Consider the following 18,728-nt stretch of genomic DNA (forward strand, 5'->3'; position numbering starts at 1 on the left):
AAGAGGCGTGCTGAGGATCCTAGGCGGCAAGGCCAAGGGCGTGCCCTTGAAGGTTCCCGCCTCGGCGCGCCCTTCCCCGGTGCGCCTGCGGAAGGCCCTATTGGACTACCTCCGCCTCCGTTACCCGAGGCGGGGGCGGTTTTTGGACCTCTACGCCGGGAGCGGGGCGGTGGGGCTGGAGGCGGCCAGCGAGGGCTTTGAGACCACCCTGGTGGAGAAGGACCCCGAGGCCATCGCCCTCCTTAAGGAAAACGCCCGCCGTACCGGCCTTCCCGTGCGCATCCTTCCCCTGCCGGTGGAGGTCTTCCTTCCCGAGGCCCAGGCCAGGGGGGAGCGCTACACCGTGGCCTTCATGGCCCCCCCGTACTCCATGGACCTGGTGGCCGCCTTCCAGGCCCTTTTGCAAAGCGGCCTGGTGGAGAAGGGAGGGCTCTACATCCTGCAGCACCCCAAGGAGCTTTACCTGCCCTTGGGGGAGCGCCGGGTTTACGGGGAAAACGCCCTCACCCTGGTGGAGGTCTAGATGCACGTGGTCTATCCGGGAAGCTTTGACCCCCTCACCAACGGCCACCTGGACGTGATCCAGCGGGCGAGCCGCCTCTTTGACCGGGTCACGGTGGCCGTTCTGGAAAACCCCAACAAGCGGGGCCAGTACCTCTTTAGCGCCGAGGAGCGCCTCCAGATCATCCGCGAGGCCACGGCCCACCTCAAGAACGTGGAGGCCGCCACCTTTTCCGGCCTCCTGGTGGACTTCGTCAAGCGGGTGGGGGCCCAGGCCATCGTCAAGGGCCTCCGGGCGGTCTCCGACTACGAGTACGAGCTGCAGATGGCCCACCTGAACCGCCAGCTTCTTCCCGGACTGGAAACCCTCTTCATCCTGGCCGCCACCCGCTACTCTTTCGTCTCCAGCACCATGGTCAAGGAGATCGCCCGCTACGGGGGGGACGTGTCCAAGCTGGTGCCTCCTGCTACCCTCAGGGCCCTCAAGGCCAAGTTCGGTTGATGGGGGAGGGCCGGGGTAAAATCCCGGGTGGAGGTCGTCATGAAGGCTTTTGCCAGCAAGTACGGCAACGCCCTGGAGCTCGGCCACCTCATCGGCGGCGAGGAGGTCTTTGAGGGGAGGCCCCTGGAGCGCCGCAACCCCTCGGACCTCGAGGACCTGGTGGCCCGCTTTCCCGAGGGCACCAAGGACACCCTGCGCAAGGCGGCCCTGAAGGCCCGGGAGGCCTTCGCCGAGTGGAGCCGCACCCCCGCCCCGGTGCGGGGGCAGGTCCTCTTCAACCTGGCCAAGATCCTGGAGCGGGAGAAGCCCACCCTCACCCGCCTCATGGTGCGGGAGGTGGGGAAGACCTTCAAGGAGGCCGCGGGGGACGTGCAGGAAGCCATAGACACCGCCATCTTCTTCGCCTCGGAGGGGCGGAGGCTCTACGGCCAGACCGTGCCCAGCGAGATGCGGGATAAGGAGCTCTTCACCTTCCGCAGGCCCCTCGGGGTGGTGGGGATGATCACCGCCGGCAACTTCCCCATCGCCGTGCCCAGCTGGAAGCTCATCCCGGCCGTGCTCACCGGCAACGCGGTGGTGTGGAAGCCCTCCGACGACTCCCCGGCCCTCTCCTACATCTTCGTCAAGCTCTTTGAGGAGGCGGGTCTTCCCCCTGGGGTGATCAACCTGGTCTTCGGCGGGGGCAAGGACTCCACCGGGCAGTGGCTGGTGGAGCTCATGGACGAGGGGCTTTTCAACAAGTTCGCCTTCACCGGTTCCACCAAGGTGGGCCGCTGGATCGGGGAGGTGGCGGGGAGGAACCTCATCCGGCCCACCCTGGAGCTGGGCGGGAAGAACCCCCTGGTGGTCATGCGGGACGCCGACCTGGACCTCGCCGTGGAGGGGGCCTGGTGGAGCGCCTTTGCCACCGGGGGGCAGCGGTGCACCTCGGCGGGGAACATCCTGGTGGACGCCCCCATCTACGAGGAGTTCAAGCGCCGCTTCCTGGAGAGGGCGGAGGCCACCCGGGTAGGGAACCCCCTCCTCCATCCCGAGGTCACCTACGGTCCCTTCATCAACGAAAGGCTCTTCCAGCGCTGGCTAGAGCATTACGCCTGGGGGAAGGAGGACGGGGCCACCTTGCTTCTGGGCCGGGGGCGCATCGGCCGGGAGAACCCTTACCCCCATTTCCTGGGCGACCCCGAGGCGGGGCTATATGGCTGGCCCACGGTCTGGGAGGCCCGGCCCGGCATGCGCCAGTTCCAGGAGGAGATCTTCGGCCCCACCATCAACCTGGTGAAGGTGGACGGGATAGAGGAGGCCATAGAGGTGGCCAACAGCACCCCTTACGGCCTTTCCAGCGCCATCTACACCCACCACCGCCACTGGGCCTACCTCTTCAAGGTGGGCATCCGCGCCGGGATGACCAGCGTCAACAACACCACCGTGGGGGCGGAGGCCCACCTGCCCTTCGGCGGGGTGAAGGCCAGCGGCAACGGGGCCCGGGAGTCGGGGATCTGGGTGATCGAGGAGTACACCTACTGGCATGCGGTGAACGAGGAGTACTCGGGCCGCCTCCAGCTTGCCCAGATGGACACGGGCTACGTGACCCCCAAGGCGCCCACGCCTTGGGCCGAGGTCCTGGGGTTTTAATGCCTCTTTTGGCGTGAATCCTTCGCCCAAGCCCAAGTACAAAAGCCCTTCGGGCCTTTTTGGCCGGGGCCCCCATGCTGGCTTGGGCCAGCATGGGGTGGTATTATTGCGCGCTTTCCAGGTCCGGCCTTAACCGCACCGCCTCCCTCAGGTAGACGTGGCGCACCCGGTCCTGGGAGGTGTCGGTGTTCCAGAGGGCGAGGACGCGGATGACCCGGGGGAGGCTCCCCGGCACCGGCACCTCCCGGGCGGAGAGGAGGGGGACCCGGTGCATGCCGATTTGCCTTGCGGCCTCGGCGGGGAAGGCGGAGGTGAGGTCCTCGGTCACGGTGAAGATGACGGCGGCGAGCTCCTCGTAGCTTTGGATGCCATTGGCCTCCAACATCCTCAAGAGAAGCTCCCGGGTGGCCTGGTGAATGGCCTCCGGCGTGTCCTCCTCTACCGTGATGGCGCCGCGAATGCCGCGAACCATGGTTAGGCCCTATCCTAAAGGGTTCTCCCTCGGGGAGCAAGTTGGGTAGACTTGACGGCATGAACCTGATGGCGGTCTTCGCCCACCCCGACGACGAGATCGGCGCCGCGGGCACCCTGGCCTTGCACGCCCGCAAGGGGGACCGGGTGCTGCTGGTCTGGATGACAAAGGGGGAGTTTGCCAGCCAGTTCGGCGAGGCCTCCCCTCTGGAGGTGGCCCGGGTGCGGGAGGAGCATGGGGCCCACGTGGCGGGCCTCATCGGGGCCGAGCACCGTTTTCTTCCCTTCCAAGACACCTTCCTCACCGGCGGGCGGGAGGAGGCCCTGGCCCTGGCCCGGCTCATGGCCGAGTTCCGGCCCGATGCGGTGATCACCTGGGACCCCCTGGACGTCCACCCCGACCACCGGGCCACCCACCGGGCGGTCCTCTCCGCCATGAAGCTCTGCCGGATCCCCAAGCTGGTGGGGGAAGCCCACAGAAAGCCCCTTCGCCTCTACCACTACCCCAGGCGGGAGCTCCTTCGGCCTTGGGTCTACGTGAACGTCCAGGAGACGATGGAGGTGGCGGAGGCGGTGTTTGGCTTTTACCGAGCGTTTTACCGGTGGTCCTTCAGCCTCGAGGACTTCCGGGCTCGGCGCCGCCTTCTTGGGCAAGAGGCGGGGGTTCCCTTTGCGGAGGCGTTCCAGACGGATTCGCCTCCGGCGTGGCCAGGGCTTCCTTGAGGCCCTCCGTCCCGGGGTGGGAGGGGCTTAGGGCGTAGGCCAGGAGGACGGCGGGCAGGACCAGGGGCAGGGTGGCGTACCCCCCCCACTCGGCGGCCAGCACCGTGGCGGCGAAGGGAGCCCGGGCCACCCCGGCCAGAACCGCGCTTCCTCCGGCCAAGGCCAGGGCTTCCGGGGGTAGGGCCAAAGGCCCCGAGAGGCGGGCCAGGAAGGCCCCCAAAAGCCCTCCCAGGACCAGGGCCGGGGTGTAGGGCCCTCCGTAGGCCCGCGCCCCTTGGGCCAAGAGGAGGAGGAGAAGCTTGGCCCAGAGGAGGTAGAGGAGGGCCGGGGAGGAGAAGAGAGGGGTGGTGGCCACTGCCACCCAGCCGAGGCCCGTGCCCAGGGCCTCGGGCAGGAGGAGGAGGCTTAGGCCCAGGGCGAGACCGAGAAGCCCATGCCTGAGGGGAAAAGCCAGGGGTTTGAGCCACTTTTCCAAGAGGCGGCTTCCCTCCGTCAAGGAGGCGGCGAGGAGGGCCGCCAGGAGGCCGGTGAGCACGCCTGCGGGCAGGGCCTCGAGGCCCACCTCCACCCGGAAGGGGAGAAGGGGGACGTAGCCGAAGAAGGCCCCGTACACGGCGAACCCGGAAAGGGCTCCGATGAGGGCCGGGGTGAGGGCCCGGGCCTCCAGGAGGAGGCTGCGGTAGAGGATCTCCGTGGCCAGAAGGGCCCCCGCCACGGGGGCGTGGAAGGCGGCCCCTAGCCCGGCGGCCAGCCCGGCAAAGGCCAGCCCCCCGCCCACCCGGGGGAAGCGGCGGTCCAGGGCGCTCCCCAGCCAGAGGCCGAGGACGCCGAAGGGCCCCTCCCGCCCGAGGGGGGAATAGAGGGCGAGCTGCAGCACCCCTCCCAGGACCGCCCGGGGGTGGGCGAGCCTGGGGGCTTGCCGCCCTTCCCGGGCCAGAAGGAGGAGGGCGGAAAGCCCCTGGCCGGTGCCCAGGAGACTGGTCAGGGCGAAGAGGGGGGGAAGGAGGAAGGCCAGGGGCCAAAGGCCGGGCCCGGTGAAGGCCTGCAGAAGCCCCCCTTCCCCGGGGGCTTCCGGCGGCAGGTAGCCAAAGAGCAGCCCTAGAGGCTGGCCCAAGGCCCGGAGGGCCAGGTTGAGAAGGGCCACCCCAAACCCCGCCAGGGCCCCTGTGAAGGCGCTGTAGAGGATGAGGGGTCCCAGGTGGCGCATGCCCTCGTCCCAGAGGGTAGGGAAGGGGTTGGGCGGGCGGGGCCGCATCAGAGGGAGTGTACCAAAGAGACGGGGGTGCCCCGGGCGAGCCGGGGGGTGGGAAGGCCCAAGGCCCGGTACCCCCCCCGGGTAAGGGCCCGCACCAGGAGGCGGGGCTCCGCCCGGCCCCAGAGGAAGCGGGCCTCGTTCTTCACGTCCAGGTCAGGGCTTGAGCCCCGGGAGTCCGTGCCCAGGGCGAGTTCCACCCCGTGCTTGGCGTAGAGGGCGAGGGGAGCCTCCCCCACCTCCAGGTTCCGATTGGACCGGGGGCAGAGGACCACCTTGGTCCCCGTTTCCGCCAGAAGCCTCACCTCCTCCTCGTCCACCTGGACCCCGTGGACGAGGAGGGTGGTGGGTCCCAGGACCCCCAGGGCGTGGAGGTGGCGAAGGGGGGTGGTGCCCGGGGGGGTCCAGGGGGTCTTGGCGAAGCGGCGGTAAAGGGCCGCCAAGGGACCCCTTCCCTCCCGGAGAAAGGCCACCTCCTCGAGGCTTTCCGCCGCGTGGACCATGAGGGGGATTCCCTCGGCCTTGGCCCACCCGGCAAGCCGCTTGAGAAGGGGGGGGCTCACGGAGTAGGGGGCGTGGGGGGAGAGGCCCACCTTCACCCTGCCCTCCCGCCTCCGCCAGGCCTCCACCTTCCGCCGCACCGCCTGGAAGACCTCCTCCGCCAGGGAAGGCTCCGGGGCGAAGACCTCGTAGAAGGCCACCCCGGGGAGGGGGCTTTCCTCGAGGAGAAAGTCCATCACCTCGTCCTTGAAGACGATGTCGGCGAAGGCCCCTGTTCCCGAGGCCAAGAGCTCCTCCAGGCCCCTTCTCGCCCCCTCGAGGCCCCGCCTTTCCCGGTGGGCCACCACGTGGGACAAAAAGCCCGCGAAGGGCCCCTGGTAGAGGGGGAGGAGGGAGAGGTCCAGGTGGGTGTGGGCGTTCACCGGGGGCGGGAGGAGGGCAAGGCCCTTGTGGACCACCTCCGCCTGGGGAAAGCGGGCCCTTAGCTCCTCCAGGCTCCCCTGGCCCACCACGAATCCTCCCTGCACCGCCAAGGCCCCCCGGAGCATGGGGGTGCCGAAGCCGGTGTAGACCACCTCGGCGGTCCAGAGCTCAGTCCTTAGCCAGGACATACCGGTTGGGGTGGCGGAGGAAGTCCACCAGGCGAAAGCCCCGGGCGAAGTAGTGGGGGAGGACCAGGCGGCTGTGCTCCCGCCACTTTAGGGCGAGGGCGGGGTCTTCCCGGAGGATCCTTCCCCAGTCCTCGGGGATCTGGAAGAGGAGCCTCTCGGCCTCGAGGTCCAGCCTCGCCTCGAGGGGCACCTCCCCCTCCACCCGGTTCACCTGGGGGAGGCCCGCCGCCTCGGGCTCGGGCGGGGGGGCGTAGAGCCGGGCGTAGACCCGTTCGGAGAGGAGGTCCCACTCGGCGAGGAGCCGGTCCGAGGGGGCCCCGGCGTTGATGCCGGACATGGGGCCGTAGTGGTCGGGGAGGTAGGTCCTGGCCGTGGCCCCGAGCTTCCGCAGGTTGAAGTTGGCGTTCACCCCCCGCATGGGGTCAAAGGTCCAGACCACCTTGCGCACCCCGTGGCTCAAGCACCAGTCCCTTTGGAAGCGCTTGAGGAGGAGGGCCGCCCCCGTGCCCCTGTAGGCCTCCAGGACGCCCAGCATGTGGGAGTGGTGGAGGGCGGGGTCCTTGGTGGGGAAGCCGAAGACGAAGCCCACCATCCTCCCCTCCGCGAAGGCCCCGGCCACGAGCCCCCCCTCGTCCTGGACGGCGATGAGGAGGCCCCTGGGCACCAGGTCGCTTTCCGAGCGCCCCCAGACCTCCCGCTGGAGGGCCACCACCGCCTCCATCTCTTCCCAGCCCCTCAGCTCGCGGACATGTACCTCTGCCATAGCGTGACCCGCTCCACGAAGGCAAGCTTCAGGTGGACCCCGATGCCCACTCCTTCCGGCACGGGCATGAGGCCGTCCTTGGCCTCGAGGGCCTCCTCCACGATGTCCTCCTCCCAGTAGCGGCTCGCCGAGCTCACGTCCCCGGGCTTGGTGAAGCCGGGAAGGGTGGCCAGGTGGAGGTTGTGGGCCCTCCCCACCCCCGCCTCCAGCATCCCCCCCATCCAGAGGGGGATCCCGGCGCTTTGGGCCAGGGCGTGCACCCGGAGGCTTTCCCCGTGGCCGCCAAGGCGGGCGGGCTTGACGTTGAAGACCCGGCCCGCCCCAAGCTCAATGGCCTTCCTCGCCTTCTCCGCGGAAGTGAGGCTCTCGTCCAGGCAGATGGGGGTGGAGAGTTCCCTTTGGAGCTTGGCGTGGTCCAGGAGGTCGTCGTAGGCCAGGGGCTGCTCTATGTAGTCCAGCCGGAGCTCGTCCAGGCGCTTGAGCCGGGCGAGGTCGGCGAGGCGGTAGGCGCTGTTGGCGTCGGCGGTGAGGGTGGCCTCGGGGAAGGCCTCTCGCACCGCCTTCAGGACCTCGTAGTCCCAGCCCGGCTTGATCTTGAGCTTGATGCGGCGGTACCCCTCCTCGAGGTGCCTCTCCACCGCCCTTAGCGTGTCCTCCACCGAGGGCTGGATGCCTAGGGAGACCCCCACCTCCACCGCCCTTCTCACCCCGCCCAGGACCTGCCAGAGGGGTTTCCCCAAGGCCTTGGCCCAGAGGTCAAAGAAGGCCATCTCTAAGAGGGCCTTGGCCATGGGGTTGCCCCGGAAGGGGGAGAGGGCCTCCCTGAGGGCCTCGGGGTTGGGGAGGTCCCGCCCCAGGACCCTGGGCAGGAAGACCTCCTGGAGGAGGTACCGGGCGCCTTCCACGGTTTCTTCCCGGTAGAGGGGAAGGCGCTCCATCACCCCTTCCCCCAGGCCCTCCAGGCCTTCCCCGAAGAGCCTCAGGAGGAGGATGGTCCTCTTGGTCTGCACCCCGAAGCTCGTCTCAAAGCGGAACTTCAGGGGAAGCTCCAAAACCCTTAACTCCGCCGCCTCTATCCGCACGGTTCCAGCACCTCCTTGCCCATGTAGGGGATAAGGGCCTCGGGGACCCGCACCCGGCCGTCCGGGAGCTGGTGGTTTTCCAGGAGCATGGCGAGGATCCTGGGGGTGGCGAGGGCGGTGTTGTTCAGGGTGTAGGCGTAGCGCACCCGGCCTTCGGGGTCGCGGTAGCGGAGGTCCGCCCGCCTGGCCTGCCAGTCCAGAAGGGCCGAGCAGGAGTGGGTCTCCCGGTAGCGCCCCTCCGAGGGCAGGTAGACCTCGAGGTCCACCTGCCGCCACTTCCCCGGGCCCATGTCCCCCGTGGCCACCTCCACGAGGCGGTAGGGGAGTTCCAGAAGCCGCAGGATCTCCTCGGCGTTTTCCAGAAGTTCCTGGAAGGCCCGGTCGGAGGCCTGAAGGCTTGCCTCGGTGAGGACGTACTGCTCCACCTTGTGGAACTGGTGGACCCTAAGAAGCCCCCGCACGTCCTTGCCAAAGCTTCCCGCCTCCGAGCGGAAGGCCGGGGCGTAGCCGGCGTAGCGTAGGGGAAGGGCCTCATGGGGGAGGATCTCCCCGGAGTGGAGGGCGTTCAAGACCACCTCGGCGGTGCCCGTGAGGTAGAGGTCGGTTTCGGCGATGGCCCAGACCTGGTCCCGGGCGGCGGGGAAGTGGCCGGTGCCCACGAAGGCCTTCTCCCGGGCGTAGGAGGGGAGGGTCAGGGGGAGAAAGCCCCTTTTCGCCATGAAGTCCATGGCGAAGCGGAGGAGGGATAGCTCGTAAAGGGCCAGGTCCCCTCTTAGGGCGTAGGAGCGGCTTCCCGATACCTGGCTGATCCTGGGCTCCCACCAGCCGTTCTTCTCCATGAGGGCCACGTGGTCCAAAGGAGGGAAGGGGAAAGCGGGCGGGTCGCCCACCCGCTTGATCTCCCGGTTCGCCTCCTCGCCCCCCACGGGCGCCCCGGGCCAGGGGGGAAGGGGGACCTGGAGGAGCAGGTCCTGAAGCCGGGCCTCCTTTTCCCTCAGGGCCTCCTCCAGGCGTTTCGCTTCCTCCCCAAGGGCCTTCCCCCGGGCGATGAGGGCCTCCTTCTCCTCCGGGGGGGCCTTGGGGACCCGCTTGGCCACCTGGTTGCGCTCCGTCTGGACCTCCTGGAGGCGCTTCTTCAAGTCCTGGACCTCCCGGTCCAGGAGGAGGAGGGCCTTTAGGTCCAGGTCCACCCCCTTCAGGCGGATGGCCTCCTGGTAGACTTCGGGGTTTTGCCGGAGGGCTTTCAGGTCCACCATGGCTACTCCAGCACCGGGGGCACCCGGAAGAAGCCGTCCTCGGTCTCGGGGGCCGCAAAGAGGGCCTCGGCCTGGGAGAAGGAGGGCTTGGGCACGTCCTCCCGCAGGCGGCCTGAGGCCTCCTCCGCTTCCTCCGCCTCCACCCGGGGCAGGGCGTCCACGAAGTCCAGGAGGCGCCTTAGGTCCTCCAGGAGAAGGGCTTCCTCCTCTGGGGCCAGGGGGATCTGGGCCAGGGCCTCCAGCTTGCGCAAGAGCTCGGGCGAAAGCTCCATGGGGGCTATCTTAGCTCAGCCGGTCCGCCAAGACCCAGACCAGGGGGGCGAGGAGGAGGGCGGGGAGGAAGGAGGCCACCCGCACCCGCGTGAGGCCCAGGAGGTTGATCCCCACCCCCAGCACCATGAGCCCCCCCACCCCCGTGAGGAGGAGGACCCTGGGGTCCTGGGCGGGGTCGGGGAGGGCCTGGCTCAAGGCGCCGGCGAGGAGGGCCACCCCCCCCTGGTAGAGGAGGATCACCAGGACGCTGAAGCCCACCCCCACCCCGAAGGAGCTGGTGAGGGCGATGGAGGAGAGGCCGTCCAGGGTGGCCTTGAGGAGGAGGAGGCTGGCGTCCCCCGTGAGGCCGTTTTGGATGGAGCCCAAAAGGGTCATGGGCCCCACGCAGAAGAGGAGGCTCGCCGCCACGAAGCCCTCGGTGAAGCTCCCCCCGCCCCGCACCGCCTGTTTGATCTTCTCCCCGAGGGCCTCGAGGCCCTCCTCCAGCCGCCACCACTCTCCCAAAAGCCCCCCCAGCACCAGGGCCACGAGCCCCAGGACCACCCCGTCCACGACCCCCCCCTTGGCCTTCCCCAGGGCCTGGGCCATGGAGAGCCCGATGAAGAGGGTGGTGAGCCCCACCCCCTGCACCAGGATGCGGGCCATCCTCTCGGGAAGCCGGCCCCGAAGGAGGAGGCCAAGCCCCGTGCCCAGGGCCACGGTGGCGGCGTTCGCCAGGGTTCCCGAAAGCTTGTCCAAGAGGGTGAGCTCCATGGGGGGTATTCTAGCCAAAGATGGAGCTTCTTCTCACCCAAGACGGCACCCCCACCCTTGTCCACCCTGGGTATGGGGAGGCCTACCACCCGAGGCAGGGCGCCCTCCTCCAGGCCCGGAGGCTCTACCTGGAGAAGACCCTCACCCACCTTCACCCCGCCCCCAGGGTCTTGGAGGTGGGCTTTGGCCTCGGGGTGAACTTCCGGGTGGCCCTGGAAAGCGCCCTCTTGCGGGGGGTGCGGCTTTCCTACCTGGCGGTGGAGAAGGAGCCCTTGCCCAAGGAGGTCCTGGCGGGGATCGCCCTTCCCCTTCCCCGGGCGGAGAGGGTCTTCGCCCAGCTCCTCCGGGTCTGGCCTATTCCTCGCTTCCAAGGGCCCTGGGGAGAGCTTCGCCTCCTCTTCGCGGACGTGCGGGAGGTGGCCCTCCCCTCCCGCTGGGCCACGGCGGTCTACCTGGACCCCTTTAGCCCCAGGGCCAACCCCGAGGCCTGGTTCCTTCCCGTCCTCCTAAAGCTCCGGCAAAGCCTAAAGCCGGGCGGGAGGCTTGCCACCTACTCCGCCCAAAGCGCCTTCAGGCGGGCCCTTCGGGAGGCGGGCTTTGCCCTGCACCGGGTGCCAGGGGTGGGGAAGCGGGAGTGGACGGTGGGTATAGCGCGAGGAGCTCCTCCCGGCTGAGGTAGGCCATCCGGGCCGGGGGCCTTTTCCGCTTGGGAAGCTCCCCTTGGTACAGCCAAAGGAACCAGGCGCTGGCAAGCCCCGCCACGAGCCTCGGCCAGAAGGGGAGGTCCGCAGTCTTGAGGCCCAGGATCCTTCCCCCGTCCGCCAGGTAGGTGTACCCGTAGACCAGGCGCACCTCGGGGTCTTCGGCCACCTTCTCGGCCACCTTCCCCAGGCTTCGCCGCAGGTGGCGGACCGCCTCAAAGAGGGCGAGCTCCATGAGCCGCTGGCTTTCCAGGTGGAGCTCGAAGGCGGGCACGCCCCGGGGTAGGCCGGGGAGGTCGGGGCCCGGAAAGGGCTTTTTCTCCAGGCGGAAGAGGTCGAAGGGGCCGTAACCCGCCCGGGCCACCCGGCGCTTGGCGTTGTAGCGCTCCTCAAACCCCTGGAGGCCCCGGATGAGGGCCAGCCTGGGGGTGAGGGGCAAGGGGGCGAGGTCGTCCAAGGTGGTGGGCCGGTACCCCAAGCGCAGCATCTCCGGCAGGGCCCGCTCCAGGAGCCTCAGGGTGCGCTCTGGCCCGTCGTGGAGGAGGACGATGGACCCAGGGCGCAGGTAGTAAAGAAGCCGTTCCGCCAAGGCCTCAGGGGGCAGGGGAAGCCAGTCCTTGCCCTCCAGGTCCCAAAGGGCGAGGCGCTTCCCCAAAAGCCGGGCGAAAAGCCGGGTAAAGGGGGTGTGGAGGCCGTGGGGTGGGCGGTAGTAGCGGCCTGGGTTTTGCGCCATGTGGCGCCACTCCAGCCAGGGAAGGAGGAGCCTCCAGGGGGTGTGCCACTCCCCGTGGTCTTCCAACTGGTGCCCCTCTCTCCGGATGCGCTCCACCAGGTCCGGCCTGGCCTTGGCCTTTTCCCCGGTGAGGAAGAAGGTGGCCTTGACCCCGTGCCGCGCGAGGAGGGCAAGGAGGGCCTCCGTGCGTTCCGAGGGGCCGTCGTCAAAGGTGAGGGCCACCTTGGTCTCCCGCCTGGAACCGTGGGCGTAGGCTCCGAGGCCCAGGAAGCGGAAGAGAAGGTCGGCCAGGCCGTAGAGAAGGAGGATAAGGCCAAGGGCTAGTTCCATCTACCCCTCCCCAGGGAAAGGGCGTAGAAGAGGCTCAGGAGTAGGAAAATGGCCCCGCCTGCGAGGAAGGGGGCGTGGAGGCCGAAGCCTTCCCACAAAGCCCCTCCCGCCACAGGCCCCAAGGCTACCCCTAGGCCCTCCACGGTCATCAGGGTACCCCAGATGGCGCCGCGGTTTTCCTGGGGCAGGTTTTTGGCCAGGAAACCGTTCCAGCCGGGCATGAAGAGGCTGAAGCCCACCCCGGCCAAGAGGGCCAGGAGGGCCACCTCCCCCAAGGAGGGGGCGAAGGCCAGCCGCCCCATGGCCAGGCCCAAGAGGCCGAGCCCAGCCACCAGGGCCAGCCGGTAGCCCCTCCGGTCCACCAAGCGCCCGGTGAAGGGGAGGAGCCCGAAGGCGAGTCCCCCTCCTAAAAGGAGGATGGCGCCTAGCTGGAGGGGCTCGAGGCCCAACCTTTCCTTGGCGAAGCGGAGGAGGAAGAGGGAGACGAGCCCCGGGGCGAAGGTCTGGCCGAAGGCGGCGGGCAAAAAGAGGAGGAGGCGAAAGAGGGGGTAGCGCTCCCGGCTCGGCGGCGGCACGGGGATGCGGAAGCGGAAGAGGCTCAAGGTGAGGCCCAAGGCCAGGGCCTGGCCCCAAAGGAGGAGCTGGAGGCCCACCTCGGGATGGCGCTGGGCCACCTGGCCCACCCCCACGAGGCCGATCCCCACCCAGGGCATCACCAGGGTGAGGGTGAAGGAAAGGGCCCGGGCCTCCCGTCCCGGGAGGGCGATGCGGCTGGCGTAGGTCATGAGGCCCGGGTAGAGAGTGGACATGGACAGGCCCCAGAGGAGCCCCGTGGCCCACAGGAGCCAGGCCTCCTGGGCCATGGGGGTGAGGAGGAGGGCCAGAACTCCGGTGAAGGCGGCGAGGCTGGCGGTGAGCCCGAAGCCCACCCGCTCGGCCAGAAGCCCCCCGAGGCCTTTGGAGAGGTTTTCTGCCAGCTGGTGCAGGGTGTAGGCCAGGGTGAAGGCGGTGGGGCCCAGGTGGAGTCTTTCCGGGGCGTAAAAGGGCAGCAGGCCGGCGAAGTAGCCGCTCCGCACCCCTTCCATGAGGCCCACGGCCAGGAGGAGGCGGAGAAAGGCAGAAAGCCCCTCCCGGGCCCACGGCAGGTAGCGAAACACGCTAAAGTATACCCGTGCGCATCAGCGTGGTGATCCCCGCCCACAACGAGGAGACCTACCTACCTGGGGCCCTGGAAGCGGTCTTCGCCCAGACCCTGAAGCCCCTGGAGGTCATCGTGGTGGACAACGCTTCCACCGACCGCACAGGGGAGGTGGCGGAGGCTTGGGGGGCGCGGGTGGTCTTCTGCGGGAGGAAGGGGGTGGCCCACGCCCGGCAGGCGGGGCTCCTCGCCGCCCGGGGGGAGTGGGTGGCCATGACCGATGCCGATTCCCTGCCCACGCCCCGCTGGCTGGAAAGGCTCGCCCAGAAGGCCCCGGGGGCGGTGGCCGTCTACGGTCCTTTGCGCTTCTTCGGCGTCTCCCCCTTGGAGGCCGCCTTTTCCGAATGGGGTTACCGGGCCTTCCTGAACCTCATGGCCCTCCTGGGGCGGCCCAACCTGGCCGGGGCCAACCTGATGGTGCTAAAGGAGGCGGCCCTGAAGGTGGGGGGCTTCCCCGAGGTGGAGGCCAGGGAGGATGTCCTCCTGGGCTGGAAGCTCAAGGCCTTAGGCCCCGTGCGCTACGTCCCCGGGGCCTTGGTCCTCACCTCGGCCCGGAGGCTTAAGGGGGGGTGGGGGCGGTTCCTCCTGAGGCAGGCTAGAAACCTCCTGGGCGATCCTCGAGGCTATTTCGGGGAAGCCGGGGAAAGGGAAAGATGAGCCTCCGGGGCTCCGCCCTGAGGATCTCGCTGGCCTCGTCGTAGACGGCCACGATCCGCTCGGCGATGGCTTCTGCCGAGCGCTCCAGGGCCCATGCCCGGGCCTGGAGGCTGAAGCGCCGCCGCTTCTCCTCGTCCTTGAGGAGCTCCAAGGCCTTCTCTGCCAGGGCCTGGAAGTCTCCCGGCGGCACGAGGTGGCCCGTCTTTCCGTCCTCCACCCCCTCCAGAACCCCCTCCGCTCCCACGGCCACCACCGGCACCCCCATGGCCTGGGCCTCCCAGATCACCAGGCCTTGGGTTTCCGTCTCGCTGGCAAAAAGGAAAAGCTCCGCCAAGCGGTAGTACCCCCCGATCCTGCGGTAGGGCACGGGACCCAGGAAAAGGACCCGCTCGGCGATCCCCAGTTCCTGGGCCAGGGCCTGGAGGTGGGGGAGCTCCGGGCCTTCTCCGATGTGCACCAGGAAGACGTCCTCCTCCTGGGCGATCCTGGCCACCGCCTTTAGGACCACGTCAAAGCTCTTCTCCTTCCCCAGGCGCCCCACGGTGATGAGGCGCCTTTTGGCCTCGGGCCAGGGGGAGGGGGAGGGGAGGGGGGCCTCTTCCAGGAGGCGGTTGTCTATGCCGGTGGGGATGACCCGGATGGGGCGCTCTATGCCGTAGCTTTCCGCCAGGCGCTTCACGGGCTCCGTAGGGGCGATGACCACCTCCACCCGGTTGTAGAAGGCCTTGGCCAGCCGAGGGACGATGCCGGTGTACTTGTCCAAAAAAGCGAGGCCCGGCACGTAGTGGGCGTACTTCTCGTAGTGGGTGTGGAAGGTGGAGACGTGGGGGAGGTTTTTGCTCCGGGCGATCCTCAAGCCCCAAACCCCGAGGGTCAGGGGGGTGTGGGTGTGGACGAGCTCAAACTCCCTGGGCAGGTACCGGGCTGAGGGAAGGGCGATCTGCTGGCCCTCGTAGAAGGGGTAGGCCACGGAGGGGACCCGCACCACCCCCTCTTCCTTCTCTGGGGCCTCCGGGTGGGCCGGGGCCATGACCCAGGCCTCGTGCCCCATGCGCCTTAACTCCCTTAGGAGGAGGTAGACGCTGGTGGTGACCCCGTTGGGGTTGGGGAAGTAGACGTCGGTGAAGAGGCCTACGCGGTAGAGGCGCACGGTTCTATCCTAACGGGCACCGCAGCCCTTCCAGTCAGGAGAGGTGGCGAGCCCGGCCTTTACGCCTTCTTTGACCACGCGCCAACCTTTTCGCCACCCGGTGCGCCAGAGATAGTCTAGGGTGCTTCCCGCCAAATGCAGGAGCAAAAGCCCCTTTTCTAGAGGCCGGTAGGCGGGCCCCCTCACTGTCCAGATCCGGTTTCGCACCTCGTAAAAAAACCTCTCGGGGTGTGCGCTTGCGGGGGTGTACTTGGTGGGAGTCTTGTGGGTGGCGATGCTGTTTAATACCCAGAATCCTTTTTCGTAGCGTAGGATGCGGCCTGTGTGCTCCAAATCGTCCGCGCGAACGAAGAACTCCGGGCAGGGGTAGCCGTAGCGCTTCAGGGCCCAGGTAGCAACCAGTAGGGACGTGTAAGCGGCCCAGCGGACCGGTGGGATACCCTGTGAGCGGAAACGCAAATACTCGGAAAAAGGAATAAGCCTCGGCCAGGGGGTATTCATGGGGTGAAGGGAACCATCTTTCCAGACAACCCGGCTGGCCAGGATTACCGGACGCTCCGATTCAAGGCTATGGATAGCTTGGATCAGACGTTCCAACGCTGATGGTTTGGGGATAAGGTCATCGTCCATTACCCATAGCCAGTCGTACCCCTCCTCGCAACCCCTCTTCATGCCCTCGTGGAACCCCCCTGCTCCCCCTCGGTTCTCGGGAAGCCTAAGGACCTCCACCTCCGGGAACTCTTCCTTAAGCATCTCCCCCGTGCCGTCGGTGGAGGCGTTGTCCACCACCAGGACGTGGTCCGGGGGGCGGGTCTGGGAGAGGACGGCCTGGAGGCACTCCCTTAGAAGCTCCTTCCGGTTGTGGGTCACGATCACCGCGCAGACCTTCTCACCCATCGTTCAGCTCCTCAAAAAGCTTCAACGCTCTCGCCACCGCCTGGTCCATGTTGTAGTAGCGGTAGTCCCCGAGCCTTCCCGCGAAATAAACGCCCTTGAGCCGCTTTGCTTCCTCAAGATAGCTTTGGTAGCGTTCCTCGTTCTCTTCCCTGGGCACCGGGTAGTAGGGCTCGTTTTTGCCGGGCTCGTAGGCCTCCGGGTACTCGTAGCAGAGGGTGGAGTGGGGAAGGTAGTCCTGCCCCGTGAGGTGTTTGAACTCCGTGACCCGGGTATAGGGGTGCTCGTTGGGGTAGTTCACCGTGCCCACCTCCTGGGCCCAGGGGCCGGGGTGGAGCTCCATCCGGAAGCGGAGGGAGCGGTAGGGGAGGGGCCCGTGGAGGTAGCCGAAGAACTCGTCTATGGGGCCGGTGAAGATGAGCCGGTCAAACTTCACCTCGCCCTCCACCTCCCTCCAATCCGCCTGAAGGAGGACCTTGATGTTGGGGTGGGCGAGCATCCGGCGGAAGAGGGCGGTGTAGCCCTCCTTGGGCATGGCCTGGTAGGTGTCCTGGAAGTAGCGGGTGTCGTGGCTTATGAGGACCGGCACCCGTGCGGTGACGGAAGGGGAGAGCTCCTCGGGGCGCAGGCCCCACTGCTTGAGGGTGTAGCCCTCAAAGACGTTTTTGTAGACGTAGTCGGCGAGGAACTTGAGGTCCGGGTCCTCCTCCTCCTCCTCCCGGAGGCGGAGGATGGGCACCCGGGCCCCGTAGCCGAAGCGGGCGATGAGCTTCTCCTCCAGGCGGTCGGCGAGCCTTGGAGAAAAGAGGGCGCGGAGGGTGGCGAGGCTGAAGGGGAGGGGGACCTCCTTGCCCTCCACCACGGCGCGGACGCGGTGGTAGTAGGGGCGCCACTCGGTGAAGCGGGAGAGGTAGTCAAAGACCTTTTTGCTGTTGGTGTGGAAGATGTGGGGGCCGTAGCGGTGGACGAGGACCCCGTGGGGGTCCATCTCGTCGTAGGCGTTGCCCCCGATGTGGTCCCGCTTGTCCACCACCAGGACCCGCTTGCCCGCAGCGGCGAGCCTTTCCGCCAGGGTGGCCCCGGTGAAACCCGCGCCCACGATCAGGTAGTCAACCTTCATCCTTCCTCCCGGAGCTGTTTCAGGGTTGTTGCAAGCCTTTGGGCCGCCTGTTCCAGGGTGTGAACTTTTTCCACGAAGGCCCGCGCCCGCCTCCCCAGTTCCGGGCTCGCCTCCCGTAGGGCCTGGGCCAGGCGCCTTGGGCGAGGGGGGACGAGCCTGCCGGTTAGGCCGTCCTGGATAAGCTCCGCCTGGGCGGGGATGGGGGTGGTGACCACGGGGAGGGCCGAGGCCATGGCCTCGAGGGTGGCCAGGCTCTGGTTTTCCCCCAGGGTGGGGAGGAGGACGGCGTCCGCCGCCCGGTAGAGCTCCGGCATGTCCTCCCTCCGGCCCAAAAAGCGCACGTTCTTGAGTCGCAAAAGTCCTGCCGTATTCTGCCAAAGGCCAAGGAGTTCCCCGGTTCCCACCAGGAGAAAGTCTACCTGGGGGAGAAGCCTTGCGGTGAGGAGGACAGCGAGGTGGTTCTTCTCGGGGCTCATGCGGGCGGGGACCAAGACGGCGGGGCGCTCCAGGCCGTAGCGCTCCTTAAGGGTCTCCTTCTCCCCGGGAAGGGGAGGCCGGAAGCGTTCCACGTTCACCCCGTTGGGCACTGCCCGCACCTGCTTTATCCTGTGCACTTTTTCAAGCCACCGGGCTGCCCAGCGGGAGACGGTGAGCACCGCCTCCGCCCGCCGGAGGTTGGGCACTTGGAGGAGGCGGTAGCCCAGGCGGTAGAGGTAGCGCCCGCCCAAGGGGTAGAAGATCTCAATCTGGTCGTGGATCAGGAGGGTGAGCCTGGGGTAGCGGGCGAAGAAGCGGCGGTAGCTTTGAGGGTACCAAGCGGAGGCCACTACCCGGTCCACGGCCCGGGGGAGTTCACCCAGATCCCGGTAGGCGTGGACCGGGACCCCCTGGCCCGCCAAGGCTTCCCGGATGGGGCGGTTGCCCTCGGCCAAGGGCAGGGCGGCCTCGGCCTCGAGGCCCAGGCGCCTGAGCCGGGGGAGCATCTCCTTCAGGTAGACTTCGCTCCCGCCGATGCGCTGGGCATCCGTGAGGAAGAGAACCCTCACAAAGCCTCCAAGGCCATCCTCACCGCCCGTGCCTGCTCCTTTAGGGGCACGTAGCTCCCTCCTTTGGCCAGGGCTAAGGTTTCGTCCGGAGGTAGGTGGATAAACCCCACGGGGACGCTTTCAGGCAGGTGGTACAGGGAAAGGTAGAAGACCTGGTTGCAGAGGTAGCTCCCTGCGGAAAGGCTTTGCCTTCCGGGAATCCCCGCTTCCCGCCAGCGGGAAAGGATGCCCTTGAGGGGGAAGCGGGCCTCGATGGCCAAAGGTCCCCCGGGGACCACCGGGACATCCTGAAGCCTTTTTCCCCTGTTGTCGGGGCGCTCAAAGTCCAGAAGGTTGACCGCCAGGCGCTCCAGGGAAAGGAGAGGCCTCCCTTCGGCAAGCCCCAGGTGGAGCACCGCCCGGGGCTTTTCCGCGTACAGGGCCTGCAGGGCCTCCCCTACCTTCTCGGTGTCCACGGGGAGGAGGGCCTTGCGCAGGGGGACGCCTCCCAAGGCCTCGGGCAGGAGGGCGAGGAGGGCCTGGGAGGGGTTATGGGCCAGGCCCCCGAAGGGCTCAAAGCCGGTGACCAGAAGCATGCCT

21 protein-coding genes are annotated in these 18,728 nt (G+C 68.1%); 6 read left to right on the plus strand and 15 right to left on the minus strand.

The features are described 5' to 3' along the window. Positions 1-7 precede the first annotated feature (7 nt). Genes ACY5J6_RS05460 through ACY5J6_RS05470 form a run of 3 tightly spaced genes read left to right on the plus strand, consistent with a single transcriptional unit; the run spans position 8 to position 2,635 of the window. Positions 8-523 carry an RsmD family RNA methyltransferase gene (locus ACY5J6_RS05460; protein ID WP_462846354.1) on the plus strand — a complete coding sequence of 172 codons (516 nt, stop codon included), beginning with the start codon at positions 8-10 and terminating at the stop codon, positions 521-523. Next, entirely contained in the window at positions 524-1,003 is a 480-nt protein-coding gene (gene coaD, locus ACY5J6_RS05465; protein ID WP_054638442.1) for a pantetheine-phosphate adenylyltransferase, read from the plus strand. 39 nt (positions 1,004-1,042) lie between these two features. Further along, the gene (locus ACY5J6_RS05470) at positions 1,043-2,635 is read left to right on the plus strand and encodes an aldehyde dehydrogenase family protein (RefSeq protein WP_462846355.1); all 1,593 of its coding nucleotides are present in this window, start codon (positions 1,043-1,045) and stop codon (positions 2,633-2,635) included. Between the two features lie 103 nt (positions 2,636-2,738). Here the strand turns inward: ACY5J6_RS05470 and aroH are convergent, their stop codons facing one another. Beyond that, positions 2,739-3,107: a chorismate mutase gene (gene aroH / locus ACY5J6_RS05475; RefSeq protein WP_054638443.1), complete on the minus strand. Its 369-nt coding sequence runs from the start codon at positions 3,105-3,107 to the stop codon at positions 2,739-2,741. A gap of 68 nt (positions 3,108-3,175) precedes the next feature. Between aroH and ACY5J6_RS05480 the strand changes: the two genes are divergently transcribed. Continuing rightward, positions 3,176-3,829: a PIG-L deacetylase family protein gene (locus ACY5J6_RS05480; protein WP_462846499.1), complete on the plus strand. Its 654-nt coding sequence runs from the start codon at positions 3,176-3,178 to the stop codon at positions 3,827-3,829. Here the strand turns inward: ACY5J6_RS05480 and ACY5J6_RS05485 are convergent. Genes ACY5J6_RS05485 through ACY5J6_RS05515 form a run of 7 tightly spaced genes read right to left on the minus strand, consistent with a single transcriptional unit; the run spans position 3,717 to position 10,320 of the window. Continuing rightward, positions 3,717-5,084 (minus strand): chloride channel protein, encoded by a 1,368-nt coding sequence (locus tag ACY5J6_RS05485; protein ID WP_462846356.1) that lies wholly within the window; start codon positions 5,082-5,084, stop codon positions 3,717-3,719. The two genes, ACY5J6_RS05480 and ACY5J6_RS05485, sit on opposite strands and share 113 nt — an antisense overlap. After that, positions 5,084-6,193 carry an amidohydrolase family protein gene (locus ACY5J6_RS05490; protein WP_462846357.1) on the minus strand — a complete coding sequence of 370 codons (1,110 nt, stop codon included), beginning with the start codon at positions 6,191-6,193 and terminating at the stop codon, positions 5,084-5,086. Before ACY5J6_RS05490 ends, ACY5J6_RS05485 begins: the two co-directional genes overlap by 1 nt. After that, entirely contained in the window at positions 6,174-6,956 is a 783-nt protein-coding gene (locus tag ACY5J6_RS05495) for a GNAT family N-acetyltransferase (RefSeq protein WP_462846358.1), read from the minus strand. Before ACY5J6_RS05495 ends, ACY5J6_RS05490 begins: the two co-directional genes overlap by 20 nt. Continuing rightward, positions 6,929-8,038: an o-succinylbenzoate synthase gene (menC, locus tag ACY5J6_RS05500; RefSeq protein WP_462846359.1), complete on the minus strand. Its 1,110-nt coding sequence runs from the start codon at positions 8,036-8,038 to the stop codon at positions 6,929-6,931. The genes ACY5J6_RS05495 and menC overlap by 28 nt, the downstream gene beginning before the upstream one ends. Beyond that, positions 8,029-9,294, minus strand: a complete 1,266-nt coding sequence (serS, locus tag ACY5J6_RS05505) for a serine--tRNA ligase (protein ID WP_462846360.1) — start codon at positions 9,292-9,294, stop codon at positions 8,029-8,031. Before serS ends, menC begins: the two co-directional genes overlap by 10 nt. 2 nt (positions 9,295-9,296) lie before the next feature. Further along, positions 9,297-9,566: an Asp-tRNA(Asn)/Glu-tRNA(Gln) amidotransferase subunit GatC gene (gene gatC, locus ACY5J6_RS05510; protein WP_054638488.1), complete on the minus strand. Its 270-nt coding sequence runs from the start codon at positions 9,564-9,566 to the stop codon at positions 9,297-9,299. Between the two features lie 10 nt (positions 9,567-9,576). Continuing rightward, positions 9,577-10,320 (minus strand): DUF554 domain-containing protein, encoded by a 744-nt coding sequence (locus ACY5J6_RS05515; protein ID WP_462846361.1) that lies wholly within the window; start codon positions 10,318-10,320, stop codon positions 9,577-9,579. A 20-nt stretch (positions 10,321-10,340) separates the two neighbouring features. Here ACY5J6_RS05515 and mnmC2 point away from each other — a divergent pair, with 20 nt between their 5' ends. Beyond that, positions 10,341-10,994, plus strand: coding sequence for a tRNA (5-methylaminomethyl-2-thiouridine)(34)-methyltransferase MnmC2 (gene mnmC2 / locus ACY5J6_RS05520; RefSeq protein ID WP_462846362.1), 654 nt, complete (start codon positions 10,341-10,343; stop codon positions 10,992-10,994). Here the strand turns inward: mnmC2 and ACY5J6_RS05525 are convergent. Further along, the gene (locus ACY5J6_RS05525) at positions 10,891-12,084 is read right to left on the minus strand and encodes a polysaccharide deacetylase family protein (RefSeq protein WP_462846364.1); all 1,194 of its coding nucleotides are present in this window, start codon (positions 12,082-12,084) and stop codon (positions 10,891-10,893) included. The two genes, mnmC2 and ACY5J6_RS05525, sit on opposite strands and share 104 nt — an antisense overlap. Beyond that, complete coding sequence (locus ACY5J6_RS05530) at positions 12,075-13,241, minus strand: MFS transporter (protein ID WP_462846365.1); 1,167 nt, start codon at positions 13,239-13,241, stop codon at positions 12,075-12,077. The genes ACY5J6_RS05525 and ACY5J6_RS05530 overlap by 10 nt, the downstream gene beginning before the upstream one ends. Positions 13,242-13,255: 14 nt before the next feature. Here ACY5J6_RS05530 and ACY5J6_RS05535 point away from each other — a divergent pair, with 14 nt between their 5' ends. Further along, on the plus strand, positions 13,256-13,939 hold the full coding sequence (locus tag ACY5J6_RS05535; RefSeq protein WP_462846366.1) for a glycosyltransferase family 2 protein: 684 nt from the start codon (positions 13,256-13,258) through the stop codon (positions 13,937-13,939). Here the strand turns inward: ACY5J6_RS05535 and ACY5J6_RS05540 are convergent. The 5 genes from ACY5J6_RS05540 to ACY5J6_RS05560 are packed head-to-tail and all read right to left on the minus strand — an operon-like array spanning position 13,878 to position 18,724. Next, positions 13,878-15,089 (minus strand): glycosyltransferase family 4 protein, encoded by a 1,212-nt coding sequence (locus ACY5J6_RS05540; RefSeq protein WP_462846367.1) that lies wholly within the window; start codon positions 15,087-15,089, stop codon positions 13,878-13,880. The genes ACY5J6_RS05535 and ACY5J6_RS05540 overlap by 62 nt on opposite strands. A gap of 9 nt (positions 15,090-15,098) precedes the next feature. Continuing rightward, on the minus strand, positions 15,099-15,986 hold the full coding sequence (locus ACY5J6_RS05545; RefSeq protein ID WP_462846368.1) for a glycosyltransferase family 2 protein: 888 nt from the start codon (positions 15,984-15,986) through the stop codon (positions 15,099-15,101). Next, a complete protein-coding gene (gene glf, locus ACY5J6_RS05550; protein WP_462846369.1) occupies positions 15,979-17,103 on the minus strand; it encodes a UDP-galactopyranose mutase in 1,125 nt (374 codons plus the stop codon). Before glf ends, ACY5J6_RS05545 begins: the two co-directional genes overlap by 8 nt. Further along, positions 17,100-18,149, minus strand: a complete 1,050-nt coding sequence (locus ACY5J6_RS05555; RefSeq protein WP_462846370.1) for a glycosyltransferase family 4 protein — start codon at positions 18,147-18,149, stop codon at positions 17,100-17,102. The genes glf and ACY5J6_RS05555 overlap by 4 nt, the downstream gene beginning before the upstream one ends. Continuing rightward, positions 18,146-18,724 carry a pyroglutamyl-peptidase I gene (locus tag ACY5J6_RS05560; RefSeq protein WP_462846371.1) on the minus strand — a complete coding sequence of 193 codons (579 nt, stop codon included), beginning with the start codon at positions 18,722-18,724 and terminating at the stop codon, positions 18,146-18,148. The genes ACY5J6_RS05555 and ACY5J6_RS05560 overlap by 4 nt, the downstream gene beginning before the upstream one ends. Between the last annotated feature and the right edge of the window lie 4 nt (positions 18,725-18,728).

The organism is Thermus sp. H19.2, assembly GCF_054979525.1.

Excerpts from the sequence above, each read along its gene's own strand:
- ACY5J6_RS05560 (WP_462846371.1), bottom strand. The coding sequence starts at position 18,724 with ATGCTTCTGGTCACCGGCTTTGAGCCCTTCGGGGGCCTGGCCCATAAC.
- ACY5J6_RS05525 (WP_462846364.1), bottom strand. The coding sequence starts at position 12,084 with ATGGAACTAGCCCTTGGCCTTATCCTCCTTCTCTACGGCCTGGCCGAC.
- serS (WP_462846360.1), bottom strand. The coding sequence starts at position 9,294 with ATGGTGGACCTGAAAGCCCTCCGGCAAAACCCCGAAGTCTACCAGGAG.
- ACY5J6_RS05470 (WP_462846355.1), top strand. The coding sequence starts at position 1,043 with ATGAAGGCTTTTGCCAGCAAGTACGGCAACGCCCTGGAGCTCGGCCAC.
- gatC (WP_054638488.1), bottom strand. The coding sequence starts at position 9,566 with ATGGAGCTTTCGCCCGAGCTCTTGCGCAAGCTGGAGGCCCTGGCCCAG.
- ACY5J6_RS05545 (WP_462846368.1), bottom strand. The coding sequence starts at position 15,986 with ATGGGTGAGAAGGTCTGCGCGGTGATCGTGACCCACAACCGGAAGGAG.
- mnmC2 (WP_462846362.1), top strand. The coding sequence starts at position 10,341 with ATGGAGCTTCTTCTCACCCAAGACGGCACCCCCACCCTTGTCCACCCT.
- ACY5J6_RS05515 (WP_462846361.1), bottom strand. The coding sequence starts at position 10,320 with ATGGAGCTCACCCTCTTGGACAAGCTTTCGGGAACCCTGGCGAACGCC.
- glf (WP_462846369.1), bottom strand. The coding sequence starts at position 17,103 with ATGAAGGTTGACTACCTGATCGTGGGCGCGGGTTTCACCGGGGCCACC.
- coaD (WP_054638442.1), top strand. The coding sequence starts at position 524 with ATGCACGTGGTCTATCCGGGAAGCTTTGACCCCCTCACCAACGGCCAC.
- ACY5J6_RS05495 (WP_462846358.1), bottom strand. The coding sequence starts at position 6,956 with ATGGCAGAGGTACATGTCCGCGAGCTGAGGGGCTGGGAAGAGATGGAG.
- ACY5J6_RS05485 (WP_462846356.1), bottom strand. The coding sequence starts at position 5,084 with ATGCGGCCCCGCCCGCCCAACCCCTTCCCTACCCTCTGGGACGAGGGC.
- aroH (WP_054638443.1), bottom strand. The coding sequence starts at position 3,107 with ATGGTTCGCGGCATTCGCGGCGCCATCACGGTAGAGGAGGACACGCCG.
- ACY5J6_RS05480 (WP_462846499.1), top strand. The coding sequence starts at position 3,176 with ATGGCGGTCTTCGCCCACCCCGACGACGAGATCGGCGCCGCGGGCACC.
- ACY5J6_RS05490 (WP_462846357.1), bottom strand. The coding sequence starts at position 6,193 with ATGTCCTGGCTAAGGACTGAGCTCTGGACCGCCGAGGTGGTCTACACC.